This window comes from Sphingobacterium sp. MYb388 (genome assembly GCF_037479535.1).
Lineage (GTDB): Bacteria > Bacteroidota > Bacteroidia > Sphingobacteriales > Sphingobacteriaceae > Sphingobacterium > Sphingobacterium anhuiense.
Genome location: NZ_JBBGYV010000002.1, coordinates 1,024,629 through 1,038,005, shown reverse-complemented (window position 1 = coordinate 1,038,005; position 13,377 = coordinate 1,024,629). Strand labels below are relative to the sequence as shown.

General features: G+C 34.9%; 11 protein-coding genes. 8 read left to right on the top strand and 3 right to left on the bottom strand.

What is annotated here, in order from left to right; all coding sequences use genetic code 11:
- The first annotated feature begins 1 nt into the window (after position 1).
- The 7 genes from WH188_RS10110 (at position 2) to rodA (ending at position 9,308) form a co-directional block, all read left to right on the top strand.
- The gene (locus tag WH188_RS10110; RefSeq protein ID WP_132772641.1) at positions 2 to 1,657 is read left to right on the top strand and encodes a DNA polymerase/3'-5' exonuclease PolX; all 1,656 of its coding nucleotides are present in this window, start codon (positions 2 to 4) and stop codon (positions 1,655 to 1,657) included.
- A gap of 83 nt (positions 1,658 to 1,740) precedes the next feature.
- Positions 1,741 to 3,399, top strand: a complete 1,659-nt coding sequence (locus tag WH188_RS10105) for a M1 family metallopeptidase (RefSeq protein WP_132772639.1) — start codon at positions 1,741 to 1,743, stop codon at positions 3,397 to 3,399.
- Between the two features lie 173 nt (positions 3,400 to 3,572).
- Positions 3,573 to 4,598 (top strand): rod shape-determining protein, encoded by a 1,026-nt coding sequence (locus WH188_RS10100; RefSeq protein WP_021191193.1) that lies wholly within the window; start codon positions 3,573 to 3,575, stop codon positions 4,596 to 4,598.
- A gap of 89 nt (positions 4,599 to 4,687) precedes the next feature.
- Positions 4,688 to 5,530, top strand: a complete 843-nt coding sequence (gene mreC / locus WH188_RS10095) for a rod shape-determining protein MreC (protein ID WP_132772637.1) — start codon at positions 4,688 to 4,690, stop codon at positions 5,528 to 5,530.
- Positions 5,523 to 6,038 (top strand): rod shape-determining protein MreD, encoded by a 516-nt coding sequence (locus tag WH188_RS10090; RefSeq protein ID WP_132841317.1) that lies wholly within the window; start codon positions 5,523 to 5,525, stop codon positions 6,036 to 6,038. Before mreC ends, WH188_RS10090 begins: the two co-directional genes overlap by 8 nt.
- A 35-nt stretch (positions 6,039 to 6,073) precedes the next feature.
- Positions 6,074 to 8,050 (top strand): penicillin-binding protein 2, encoded by a 1,977-nt coding sequence (gene mrdA / locus WH188_RS10085; RefSeq protein ID WP_132772634.1) that lies wholly within the window; start codon positions 6,074 to 6,076, stop codon positions 8,048 to 8,050.
- Positions 8,043 to 9,308 carry a rod shape-determining protein RodA gene (gene rodA, locus WH188_RS10080; protein ID WP_132772632.1) on the top strand — a complete coding sequence of 422 codons (1,266 nt, stop codon included), beginning with the start codon at positions 8,043 to 8,045 and terminating at the stop codon, positions 9,306 to 9,308. Before mrdA ends, rodA begins: the two co-directional genes overlap by 8 nt.
- Before the next feature lie 20 nt (positions 9,309 to 9,328).
- On the opposite strand, the gene WH188_RS10075 is transcribed toward rodA, so the two are convergent.
- The 3 genes from WH188_RS10075 to WH188_RS10065 are packed head-to-tail and all read right to left on the bottom strand — an operon-like array spanning position 9,329 to position 11,657.
- The gene (locus WH188_RS10075) at positions 9,329 to 10,183 is read right to left on the bottom strand and encodes a nucleoside phosphorylase (protein WP_168127447.1); all 855 of its coding nucleotides are present in this window, start codon (positions 10,181 to 10,183) and stop codon (positions 9,329 to 9,331) included.
- Positions 10,180 to 10,797, bottom strand: coding sequence for a YigZ family protein (locus WH188_RS10070; RefSeq protein WP_021191198.1), 618 nt, complete (start codon positions 10,795 to 10,797; stop codon positions 10,180 to 10,182). Before WH188_RS10070 ends, WH188_RS10075 begins: the two co-directional genes overlap by 4 nt.
- Complete coding sequence (locus WH188_RS10065) at positions 10,794 to 11,657, bottom strand: hypothetical protein (RefSeq protein WP_021191199.1); 864 nt, start codon at positions 11,655 to 11,657, stop codon at positions 10,794 to 10,796. The genes WH188_RS10070 and WH188_RS10065 overlap by 4 nt, the downstream gene beginning before the upstream one ends.
- An 878-nt stretch (positions 11,658 to 12,535) precedes the next feature.
- Here WH188_RS10065 and WH188_RS10060 point away from each other — a divergent pair.
- Complete coding sequence (locus tag WH188_RS10060) at positions 12,536 to 13,360, top strand: prephenate dehydratase (protein ID WP_132772628.1); 825 nt, start codon at positions 12,536 to 12,538, stop codon at positions 13,358 to 13,360.
- Positions 13,361 to 13,377: the final 17 nt, after the last annotated feature.

Here is a 13,377-nt window from a genome sequence, read left to right as displayed (position 1 = left end):
AATGGATAATAAGACAATTGCTAAAAAATTCAAGTTATGTAGCCAACTGATGGAATTACATAATGAAAACCCATTCAGAACAAAAGCAATTGCCAGTGCATCCTTTAAGTTAGATAAAATACCTTTTCTGCTGGAAACAGCTTCTTTAGAAGAAATAAGCAGTCAGCCCGGTATCGGGAAAAGCACTGCAGAGAAGGTGAAAAAATTAGCCGAAACTGGCTCGTTCGATGAGCTAGACGCAATGTTAAGCATTACTCCAGAAGGAATTTTGGAAATGCTTAACATAAAAGGCTTAGGTCCAAAAAAGATACAAATTATCTGGACTGAGCTCCAGATTGAAAGTGTTGGTGAGTTATTGTATGCGTGCAACGAAAACAGGCTCATTGAGGCAAAGGGTTTTGGCCTAAAAACACAAGAGGATATTAAAAAATCCATCGAATTCTCCATATCCAATCAAGGTTGGTTTTTATATGCAAGGGTATTATCCAATGCAAACAACTTACTAGCTTCATTACAAAAGAACTTATCTCCTACCCTGATTTCATTTACTGGAGATTTTAGACGAAAATGCGAAGTACTTAGCGCTGTTGATATCTTATTGGATACGGATAAACAAACTACTTTAGCTTATCTAAATGCCAATTATGCTGACAGTCTAAAGGAAGAACTTGAATACATTTCATTTCGAGATGAATTAGGATTTTCCTTTCATATATATCTATCAGCAACAGCAGAATTTTACCAAAACTTAATATTAACCACCGGTTCTAAAAACCACTTAGAATTACTCGATCTAACTTTGGTTACAGCTTTAGGTTCTGAAGAAGAAATCTATGCTAAACAAGGCTTAGACTATATTGAACCTGAGCTTCGAGAAGGGCTGGATGAAGTATTTTTGGCGAAAAATCATCAATTACCCAAATTGATCAATTTTGATGATCTTAAAGGAACTTTACATAATCACTCGACATATAGTGACGGTGTGCATACCTTAGCTGAAATGGCAAGATATACAAAGGAAGAATTAGGACTTAGTTATTTCGGAATTTGTGATCACTCAAAAACTGCTGTATATGCCAATGGCCTCCCTATTGAGCGGGTGCAAAAACAGTGGGAAGAAATCGATCAGCTTAATCAACATCTTGCTCCCTTTAAAATATTCAAAGGCATTGAGTCAGATATTTTATCCGATGGTTCGTTAGATTATCCAGATGAAATTCTTGCAGGTTTTGATTTTGTAGTTGCGTCCGTTCACTCTAATCTAAAAATGGATGAAGAGAAAGCAACTGCTAGACTGTTAAAAGCAATAGAAAATCCCTACACGACGATATTAGGACATCCAACAGGTCGCCTCTTATTAAGTAGATCCGGTTATCCATTGGATTATAAAAAAATAATTGATGCTTGTGCGGCTAACAACGTTGTGATTGAAATTAATGCTAACCCGTTAAGACTTGATTTAGATTGGAGATGGCATCGCTATGCCTTAGAAAAGGGCGTACTTTTATCAATTAATCCAGATGCTCACCGCACGGAAGGCTTACTTGATATGCATTACGGGATATTTGTCGCAAGAAAAGGAGGATTAAGTGCTAAAAATTGCCTTAATAGCTTTTCATTAACAGAAATTGAAAGCTTTTTTAATAAAAAAAGCTAATAGATCTATTTCTTAGAAAAGATCCCATTTTTTTAAATAGGCAAATTATCTTATATTTAACACTTATATTAAAATTATAAGCGTTGAAAAATCTATCCTATTTAATTCTATTTCTTTTATTATCTCCCTGCCTTGTAAATGGGCAATTATTATCGGACAAAAATGAATTTTCCCGCAAAGATTCTTTAAGAGGTCAACTGACTCCCTTAAGAACCTGCTACGATGTCACCTATTATCACTTAGATGTTGATATTAATATTCCAAAACGTAGCATTGCAGGAAGCAATCTCATTAAATTTAAAACTATTCAAGATTTCAATCGCATCCAGATTGATCTTTTTGATAATATGGCAATTGATAAAATTCTTTACAGGGGTAAACAGCTAAAGTATACAAGAGAATTTAATGCGGTTTTTATAGATTTTCCAACACAGATTAAAGCAAACACACTGGATTCTATTTTAGTGTATTTCTCAGGCACACCACATCAAGCCAACAGAGCTCCTTGGGATGGCGGATTTGATTGGAAAAAAGACAGCAATAACAAACCTTGGGTAGCAAGTGCAAATCAAGGCATTGGAGCAAGCTTATGGTGGCCCAATAAAGATCATCAGTCAGACGAACCCGATAGCGTCTTAATCTCTGTAACGGTGCCTAAAGAACTTATGAATGTTTCTAATGGTCGTCTCCGTAATACGGAAAGCATCGGTAAGAAGAAAACTAAATTCAACTGGTTTGTTTCCAATCCCATTAACAATTATAACATTGCAATCAATATTGGTGATTACGTACATTTTCAAGATAGCTTTAATGGTGAAAAAGGAAAGCTAGATATTGACTACTACGTACTACGTGAAAATATAGAGCGGGCAAAACCGCATTTCGAGGCCAATGTAAAACCGATGTTAAAAGCATTTGAATATTGGTTTGGCCCCTACCCTTTTTATGAAGACAGTTTCAAACTAATTGAAACATCTCATCTAGGGATGGAACATCAAAGTGGTATAGCGTATGGCAATCGTTTTTTAAATGGCTATCTGGGAAGAGATGGTTCTGGAACAGGATGGGGATTAAAGTGGGACTTTATCATCATACATGAAGCCGGACATGAATGGTTTGGAAATAATATCACAGCATCGGATATTGCCGACATGTGGATTCATGAAAGTTTTACCAATTATTCAGAAGCACTTTATATCGATTACTATTTTGGTAAAAAAGCTGGACAAGAATACATACATGGCAATCGAAGAGCAATTCAAAACAAAACACCGATTCAAGGACAATATCATGTTAATAATGAAGGCTCCGGAGACATGTACAATAAAGGTGGTGTACTGCATAACATGATTAGAACAATTATAGCAGACGATGATAAATGGCGATCTATTTTGAGAGGATTAAACGCTAAGTTTTACCATCAGCAGGTTGATTATGATGATATTGTCAATTTCATCAATCAAGAATCTGGTTTAAACTTCAACTCCATATTTGAGCAATATGTGAAGACAACTTTGATTCCTGTGTTATGTATTTCAGAGACAAAAGATGGAAAAGTTCAGGCGAAATGGAAAAATACAGTCGAAAATTTTGAAATGCCAGTCTATATTGGTACCGCAGATAATAATTTAAAAGCAATTAATATCACGAACAACGACCAAACATTAAATATTCACAATCTAACCAAAGAAAATATAAAGATTGACACTTTTAATTACTACATTGACATACAGAAAAATTAATTTCTGCAGTAAAAACATAAGAAAATGCTTTAATTAACGTTTACTTGTTATCATCCTTAAAGCTCCGCAAAAGAGTTCTAAATTATCAATAAAAAAAATCAAGACTTACCTACAAAAACTAATAATTTTTAGTAGGTTTGCATATTCATAAAAAGTAGCTTAAAATACAGCAAATGGGTTTATTTAACTGGTTTACACAAGAAGTTGCCATCGATTTAGGTACCGCAAATACCTTAATTATCTATAATGACAAAGTAGTAGTTGATGAACCTTCTATTGTAGCCTTTGATCGTACGACAAACAAAGTAATTGCAATCGGACGTCAGGCAATGCAAATGGAAGGTAAGACACACGATAATATAAAAACAGTACGCCCTCTCCGTGATGGAGTTATTGCAGATTTTACTGCCGCAGAACATTTGATTCGTGGTATGGTAAAATTAGTAAATAATGGTAAAAGTTGGTTTTTCCCTTCTTTAAGAATGGTGGTTTGTATCCCTTCAGGAATCACTGAAGTAGAGAAACGTGCCGTACGCGATTCTGCAGAAATTGCAGGAGCAAAAGAAGTGTATTTAATTCATGAGCCAATGGCTGCCGCAGTAGGTATCGGAATTGATGTCGAAGAACCAATGGGTAACATGATTATTGATATCGGTGGTGGAACAACAGAGATTGCAGTAATTGCACTTTCGGGTATTGTTTGCGACCAATCAATCCGTGTTGCAGGAGATAACTTCGACTCCGATATTGTACAGTATATCCGTAGACAGCACAACATCATGATAGGTGAACGTACAGCTGAGAAAATTAAGATTGAAGTTGGTGCCGCTCTTCCAGAATTACAGGATCCACCTGAGGATTTCGCCGTTCAAGGCCGTGACCTCATGACAGGTATCCCAAAACAGATCACCGTTTCATATACAGAAATTGCACATTGTTTAGATAAATCGATTTCTAAAATTGAAGAAGCAATATTGAAAGCTTTAGAAATTACTCCTCCAGAGTTGTCTGCTGATATTTACCAAACTGGTATCTACTTAACAGGTGGTGGTGCTCTACTTAGAGGATTAGATCGCAGAATTCAAGCTAAAACTAAATTACCGGTACACATTGCAGAAGATCCTCTTCGTGCAGTAGTGCGCGGTACAGGCATAGCATTAAAGAATATTGGCAGATTTAAGTTCTTAATGCAATCATAATTGCCACAACATAAAATTTTATATGCGATATAGCTGATTTTTCACTATATCGCTTCTTTATTAAATAGCAAAGTAATAATTATTAAACAATGAGAAACCTTTGGTTATTCCTTAGACGTTATAACGCTTTCTTTTGGTTTATCCTTTTTTTTGGATTTTCTATGTTTCTGGTTGTTACTAACAATACCTTTCAGCGTGCTAGTGCATTAAACTCTTCCAACACGATAATTGGCAATATTTACCAAAAAGTGAATTCATGGAAAAGCTACCTGTCACTAACAGAAACAAATGATCAACTTGTAAAAGAAAATGCAAGTTTGAGAACGCAGTTAGAAAACTATTTGACGACCGATACAGTCGCCATGGCTAAGAGACCGGTCATTGATAGTAGTGAATTTGGACGTTATGAGTTTATTATTGCAAGCGTTACAAATAATAGCATTCACCAAAAAAGTAATTATCTCACCCTAAATAAAGGTTCTTTAGCTGGTATTGAAAAAGGAATGGGCGTAATTGCTCCAAATGGTGTGGTCGGTATTGTGCTAAACGTAACACCGCACTTTTCGACAGTTCAGTCTCTACTTCATCCCGACACAAAAATATCAGTAACATTAGCTAATACAGATGTATTTGGTTCTTTAGTTTGGGGCAGCAACGTAGACTACCGTTTTGCAATGGTCAAAGAAATCCCGAATCACGTAAAAGTTAAGACTGCGGAAAAAGTGTTCACTTCAGGCTACTCTGGCCACTTTCCAAAAGGTATACTCGTAGGCGCAGTTGTGGAAACGGGAATATCTTCCGGAGACTCTTTTTTAGATTTAAGAATTCTCTTGAGTACTAATTTTTCAAACCTCCACCACGTATATGTTGTGAAAGACTTATTGGCAAAAGAATTAAAACAATTAGAAGAAACGAATCAGGATAATGGCTAGAATATTACTCTTTAATATCATTCGGTTTTTGGTACTTATTGCCATGCAAGTATTCTTGTTTAAAAATATCGGCTATTACAATCTAGCAAGTCCTTTTCCATACATTCTATTTATCTTTTTGCTTCCTACCGGAATGCCGAACTTTGTATTATTTACAGTTGCATTTTTAACCGGACTTTCGGTAGATGTATTTTATGATACACTTGGAGTCAATGCCGCAGCTTGTGTTGCCTTAGCCGCCTATCGTGTATTTTTTATGAAAATTACAATTGAAAACGATATGGATACATTCATTACACCAATTTTAGGTGAAATGAATTTTAAATGGTTCTTTTCATATACTTTTTTCGGAACATTGATTCATCACTTTGTTCTTGTCACATTAGAAACATTCAGTTTCAAACAGTTTCAGTACACATTAGCGACTATTGGTTTAAGTTGTATCTTTACAATGGTTATCCTACTCATTTTTAGTTTTCTTTTCTATAAAAGAAAGAGTAGAATTTAGTAATTCCATCGCTTAAAAGGAGGATAAAAGAATTTATGAATAGTTTTTTTGCACGTAAATTTGTCATTCAAGGCATTATTATTAGTATTGCGTTATTAATAATAGCAAGGCTATTTTATCTTCAGATTATAGATGACTCCTATATACATTCTGCTAACAGCAATGTCATGCGGAAAGTTATAGTATATCCCGCACGTGGTGTTATTTTAGATCGTACAGGTCAGGTATTAGTACAAAATGAACCTGTATATGACCTCATGGTTACGCCAAGAGAAGCAAAAGATATCGATACCGCTCTATTATGTCAATTGATTGAAATTGACAAAGAAGGTTTTATCAAACGTATGGATAAAGCCCGTGCACATTCCCCTTATCGTGCCTCCATCTTTGAAAAACAACTATCATCCCGAACGTATGCCCATTTACAAGAGTATTTGTATCGATTCAGAGGTTTCTATGTTCAAAATAGAACTGTGCGAAATTATCCGGATAGTATCGCAGCACAGTTTCTAGGCTATGTAAATGAAGTTACAGAAAAAGATGTGGAGAAGTCAAATGGCTTCTATCGTCCAGGAGATTATATTGGCCGAAGTGGTGTTGAGCGCTCTTATGAAGATTTATTAAGAGGAAAAAGAGGAGTTAAAAACCTCATGGTCGATGCCTTAAATAGACCAAAAGGTGTATTTATGGAAGGACGCTATGATACTTTGGCTGTTTCTGGGGAAGGTCTAGTATCTTCTTTAGACAAAGAACTTCAGATCTTGGGTGAAAAACTGATGAAAAACAAACTGGGATCTATTGTTGCCATTGAACCTTCCACAGGAGAAGTGCTTGCTTATGTAAGTAGCCCCAGTTATAATCCAAATGACATGGTCGGTCGTGAAACAGGTAATAATTATATGAAATTATTAAATGATGAGACCAAACCCTTATTTAATCGTCCAATTCAAGCATCTTATCCCCCTGGCTCTGTATTTAAGGTTGTTGCAGCCTTAACTGCTCAACAAGCTGGCGTTATTGATGAGAACACCTCTTTCTTTTGTCCACATGGTTATAGCTATGGTGGCGGAAGAGGTTTTATGCGCTGTACCCATTACCATGGAGCAACATCTTTGATCAGATCCATTCAAGTCTCTTGTAATACCTATTATGGGTATACTTATGCCAAAATGATTGATTCAAGAGGCCTGTCAGGACCGAAAGCGTACGATCTATGGTACGATGCAATTTCCAAATTTGGTATTGGTCATCGATTAGGAATTGATTTACCTGGTGAAAATGCAGGCTTATTATATAAATCGGAACATTTCACTAAAAGTTACAGAAACGACAAATGGCGTTCATCTTTTAATATTTCATTATCGATTGGTCAGGGAGAAATGGGCGTTACTCCACTGCAGATGGCAAATATTATGGCTATTGTGGCAAATAGAGGTTTTTATTACCGTCCTCACCTTATTAAAGGTATTGGCGATAAAAAGATCGTTAAAAAGGAGTTTACTGAAAAAATATCAGCAGGTGTAGACGCTAAATACTATACTCCGGTAATAGAGGGATTAAGCAGAGCAGTAAATATGGGAGAAGGAACAGCCTTCGCAAATAGAATTGCTGGTATTGAAATGTGTGGAAAAACAGGAACAGCACAAAACCCACATGGTAAAGATCATGCTGTATTCTTTGCATTTGCTCCTAGGGATAATCCTAAAATTGCCATTGCCGTTTTTGTTGAAAATGCTGGTTATGGCGGTGTATGGGCTGGCCCTATTGCCAGTATGATGGTTGAAAAATATATCAAGGATACAATCACAATGCCGAAGCATATTCAAGATCGTATTTACAATGCTAATTTTATGCCTGCTCCAAAAGCAGACCCAAAGAAAGCAGATTTGAAGAAAACTACGGATTCAACTAAATCTAAAAAAGATACCACAAAAAACGTTAACCGTATTGCTGCAGTAATGCCAAAGGAAACAATTGTCCACCATAGTGCTGTAAGGAGAAATCATGAATAACCAAAAAAGTAGTTTTTTCGGAAAGATAGACTGGTTAACCATTTCTTTATGGTTAGCTTTATGTTTGATCGGTTGGTTTAATATACATGCAGCTGTCTATGATCCAGAAAATCCTGGATTATTTAATATGGCAACAAATTATGGTAAACAGTCCATGTACATTGCTTCTGCATTAATTATAGGTATTACCATCTTAATTATAGACGCTAAGTTTTTCAGTTCCGCATCTCCCGTTATCTATGCTGTAGTTGTGCTATTATTAATAGCGGTCTTGGTTATTGGTCGAAATGTTGGTGGAAATCAGGCATGGATTCCTATTGGAAGTTTCAGGCTTCAACCATCCGAATTTGGAAAACTGGCAACCTGTCTCCTCTTGGCCAACTACCTCAGCTCTCAAAGCAACAAAAACCCAAATATGCATACTTTAGCCATCGGTGCTGGTATAGTATTATTCCCCGTATTCCTCGTAATGCTTCAGCCTGATACCGGTTCTGCTCTAGCTTTCTTTTCCCTCATCTTTGTATTCTATCGAGAAGGATATGTCAATAACAGCTTACTTATTTTCGGAGGACTCTGTATTGTCCTATTTGTTATGGCACTACTCGTAAATGCATGGATATTAATTGGCATACTCGCTTTAATTGCGGGCTTTTTCATGTGGACGTTTAGAAAAAAGCGGAAAAATTTAATTAATATAGGAATTCTTTTTGCCGCTTCGTCGGTATTCATATTATGTGTGGATCTTGTCTACAATCATGTTTTACAATCTCATCAAAGAAATCGTATTGATATCATCCTTGGGAAAATGGACGATCCACGAGGACAGGGTTACAATTTAAATCAATCTAAGATAGCAATTGGTTCTGGACAATTTTGGGGTAAAGGCTATCTTCAAGGTACACAGACCAAATACAATTTTGTTCCCGAGCAAAGTACAGATTTTATTTTCTGTACAGTGGGTGAAGAATGGGGATTTGTCGGCTCTACATTTTTAATAGCGATATACTTAACATTATTGCTCCGCATCATTCATATAGCAGAACGACAGCGATCTGCTTTTGCAAGAATTTATGCTTATGGAGTGGCTTCCATCCTATTTTTTCACTTCTTTATTAATATAGGAATGACAATAGGAATTGTACCTGTCATTGGTATTCCATTACCATTCATAAGTTATGGAGGATCTTCGTTATGGAGTTTCACCATTTTACTCTTCATCATGCTAAAATTTGACTCAAATAGAAAAGGAGTTGTTTAATACAACTCCTTTTCTATTTTTTAAAAACGTTCTAAAATCATTTTTATAGCACGATCTACGACTTTATCTGGCTCTGAACTAAAATGTCCCGCTACACGGCTGGCTAAAATAGCATTAATAGATAGCGCTTGATGACCAAACATACGGGATAAAGCATATATTCCAGCAGTCTCCATTTCTAAATTTGTAATTCGTAAACCATCTGACTTGAAGCTATTCGCCAATTGGATCAAATTAGGAAACGTATTTTCAGAGCGCACATTCCTACCCTGAGGTGCATAAAAACCAGGAGCAGTCATCGTCACTCCTTTTGGCAAATCGTAAGCATATTGTGCTAATAAATTTTTACTGGCCTCCGCAACATAAGGCTTTAGATATAAATTCGGAAAAGCATCCCATACTGCTCTTTCCAAAGTTTTCTCATAAGCTGAATAGGGTTTTACATAATATTGCATCAGGGCATCAAAGCCTACTCCAAATGAAGAAGCCAAAATCGTTCCCATTTCAATATCCGATTGAACAGCACCAGAAGTTCCGATTCGAATGATATTTAAACTTGTTAGCTTTGACTTTAATGCTTTTGATTCAAAATCAATATTCACGAGCGCATCCAATTCATTAAAGACAATATCAATATTATCCGTTCCAATGCCTGTTGATATAACAGAAATACGTTTATTACCAATATATCCTGTGTGTGTAATAAACTCCCTTTTTCCCTTCTGAAGTTCAATACGGTCAAAATACTGAGATACCTTTACTACACGGTCAGGATCCCCTACTGTGATAATGGTATCTGCAATATCTTCTGGCATTAAATTCAGATGATAAATACTCCCATCTTTATTCAATATTAATTCTGAATCATTTATCATATTGTCCGCAAATAAGAAAGTTTACAATTATCAATTTTATCAAAACGTGTAATGACCGAATTGACCTGCATTTTTCGTACTTCAATTTCCATATAGCATGTATTATCAAAAACTTGTTTACTGACAGTTATATTCTCTTCTTTAACCACGCGCATCACGTCGTTCATAGCTAAGTAATCAAATTCAATTTTATAGATATCATTGACAGTTTTCTCTACAATCTCTACGGCAGATAAAACCTCTTGAGTCGCCGTTTTATAAGCATTAATCAGACCTGGGACGCCTAATAAAGTTCCTCCAAAATAACGAACCACAACCACAATAATATTTGTTACATCTTGTGATAGTAATACATTTAAAATAGGCCGACCGGCCGTCCCCGAAGGCTCTCCATCATCATTCAGCCGATATACTGTTCGATCCGGACCAATTCGATATGCCCAGCAATGGTGTCTCGCTTTAGGATGTAGGGTTTTTAGATCTGCTATGATTTCCTTCAACTGATCTTCCGTAGTGAATGGGTAGGCATAGGAAATAAATTTACTTCCTTTATCACGAAATATTCCCTCTGCACTTTTTTCAATTGTACGATAAGTATCTTCAAATAAACTCACAAATATGTTATAATTAAAACTGATATAATAGAAAGTGCTAGCCCTAATTTATTGATAGCACTTAATTTTTCTTTAAATAATAAAACACCGACCAGAGCCCCTATTGAAATTACACCAATATTCATCCCTGTGAAAACAATAGAAGGATTATCTGGAATTGCTCGATGAGCTTTCATATAAAACAATATATTCCCAAAATTGAAAAAGCCCAATACAATGCCAAATCCGAAAGATTTAAAAGAAAATGACTGCTTTTCAATTGCTAAGAAATAAATCATAAATAGAAACGCCACAGCTATGGCCAATAAAAAAACAACAAACATAGCTGTAATATAAGGAACAGATTGATGAAGCGCTATTTGTTTAAAAAGAATGTCAATAACACCCATTCCAATAAAAACAATTAAAGGATACAGCAGGCTACCAATCTTATTGTTATTTTTAACATTCCCCTTTTGCCAACCAATGGAACAAATGATAGCAACTAAACCGACTAGAATACCAATTCCTTTATTCCAGGTAATGACTTCCGAAAAAAGTACAAAGGATGCCATTAAAGGAATAAACAGAGACAATCTTTGTGCAATCTCCGTTTTAACCAAACCTGTGTATTGAATTGTCAATGCAATAAAAATAAAAAGTGTTGGAAGTAAAATTGCCAAAGGAATATACAATTCCCAAGGCATTTGTCCAATCTGTATATCTCCGAGGTCTGGCTCTAAAACAAAATAAGTTAGTACTGCTGCTACAGGATAATTCCAGACAATAATTTGTTTGGTGCTTACCTGCTGTAGTTTTGCATACTTTAATAGCACTGCGACCGTAACACTACATAGAACACTTAATAAAACAAAAATCATAAACTTAAATAATTTCGAAAACCGTTTAAAGCTATTCAGGCCTTCTCCTTCAATTTTACGAAATATTCCCCGTATTTCACATTTAGAAGACCTAAAACTGATAAAAGCCAGTTGCTATCTTCAGATAGGAATTAGTGATTGGTATCAAAATTAGCTAGCAATTTTCCAGCGATACAGCTTACTCACTATCCAGCCTTAGTCATTGATGTAGTTTTTATGTTCCGTCATATGAGAAATATCTCCGATAACATAGACTTCTATTTATGCATAACTTAAATAGTGATCGTATGACAAGCAACACACCTTGATATACCTAATCAACTCATTGCGGAGACTAAATGTTGAAAATTTTCAGCTTAATTTTCGATATATTCTAAACAAAAACACAAATAAACCACCAAATTAATGACATAAAATAGTGTTTTTAAAACAAAAATATAACATAAATAAACTTAAAAAAAACACAAAAATAAACTTAAAAAAGAGACAAAATAAACCGATTTTTTTCATAAAAAAATAATCTATATTATAATTTATATGCATTTAAACAAAATAAACAAGGATATCAAACACAAAAAGCACATAAAAAATTACATAAAAAACAGATAAAAAAATAGCTGTTTTTTTCATTAAAAAACACATAAAATTACGACTAAAAAAATATTTAATTTTTATCTTGCATTTATAAAAAACATCCGTATATTTGAAATATCGAAACGAACAAATAATGAAAACGACGACTACATATTTTTTCAATTACTTTTATTTTAGACAATAAGAGCAGGGACGAATTTGTAATTATCACAAGATATTAAAAAGCAAAAGTTCCGATCAACAATCGGAACTTTTGCTTTTTCTAAGAACATATAAAACAAACAATGGGTTTAAAAATTGCAATACAGGGAGTAAAAGCTTCCTTTCATGAAGAAGCATCATTTAAGTACTTCGGTGAAGACATCGAAACGATAGAATGCGATACTTTTAAAAAAACCTGCGAATTATTAAAGCAGAAAAAAGTTGATTATGTTGTAATGGCTATTGAAAACTCAATTGCGGGAAGTATCTTACCCAATTATAATCTTTTGAGAGATTATAAATTCAACATTGTAGGTGAAATTGCCTTAAGCATTCATCAAAATTTATTGGCTTTACCAGGAGTTAAACTTGCTGATATAAAATTCATAGAATCGCATCAAATGGCCATTCGCCAATGCGAAGAGTTCTTGCAGGAATTACCAGATGTTAAAATATCAGAAAGTTCAGATACAGCGGCTTCAGCAGCAAAAGTGGCAAATCAAAAATTAACTGACACTGCTGCTATTGCAGGTACACTTGCTGCAAAAACGTATGGTCTCAATATATTAGAAGCAAAGATTGAAACTAACAAAAAAAATAGTACGAGATTCTTAGTGTTATCCAATGATGTCGAAGAACAAGCAAGTGCAAATAAAGCTTCTTTATCCTTTCAAACAGGAAACTCGGTAGGTTCTTTAGCTTCGATTTTACAATGCTTTGCTGATCAAAATATTAACCTAAGTAAAATCCAATCTATGCCTGTCATAGGAAAAAGAAATGAATATGATTTTTTCGTTGATGTGGAATGGAAAAAGCAATCAGATTATGACGCTGCTATTCGTAAAGTATTAAAACACAGCATCAATTTTAATATTATGGGTGAATATGTAAAAAATGACCGCATATAAGTTCTAGTAAATAAAAA

What these genes read in the sequence shown, in the direction of transcription:
- mrdA (WP_132772634.1), top strand. Translation starts at nt 6,074, where the DNA reads ATGAATAGTTTTTTTGCACGTAAATTTGTCATTCAAGGCATTATTATT.
- mreC (WP_132772637.1), top strand. Translation starts at nt 4,688, where the DNA reads ATGAGAAACCTTTGGTTATTCCTTAGACGTTATAACGCTTTCTTTTGG.
- WH188_RS10065 (WP_021191199.1), bottom strand. Translation starts at nt 11,657, where the DNA reads ATGATTTTTGTTTTATTAAGTGTTCTATGTAGTGTTACGGTCGCAGTG.
- WH188_RS10060 (WP_132772628.1), top strand. Translation starts at nt 12,536, where the DNA reads ATGGGTTTAAAAATTGCAATACAGGGAGTAAAAGCTTCCTTTCATGAA.
- WH188_RS10075 (WP_168127447.1), bottom strand. Translation starts at nt 10,183, where the DNA reads ATGATAAATGATTCAGAATTAATATTGAATAAAGATGGGAGTATTTAT.
- WH188_RS10090 (WP_132841317.1), top strand. Translation starts at nt 5,523, where the DNA reads ATGGCTAGAATATTACTCTTTAATATCATTCGGTTTTTGGTACTTATT.
- rodA (WP_132772632.1), top strand. Translation starts at nt 8,043, where the DNA reads ATGAATAACCAAAAAAGTAGTTTTTTCGGAAAGATAGACTGGTTAACC.
- WH188_RS10110 (WP_132772641.1), top strand. Translation starts at nt 2, where the DNA reads ATGGATAATAAGACAATTGCTAAAAAATTCAAGTTATGTAGCCAACTG.
- WH188_RS10100 (WP_021191193.1), top strand. Translation starts at nt 3,573, where the DNA reads ATGGGTTTATTTAACTGGTTTACACAAGAAGTTGCCATCGATTTAGGT.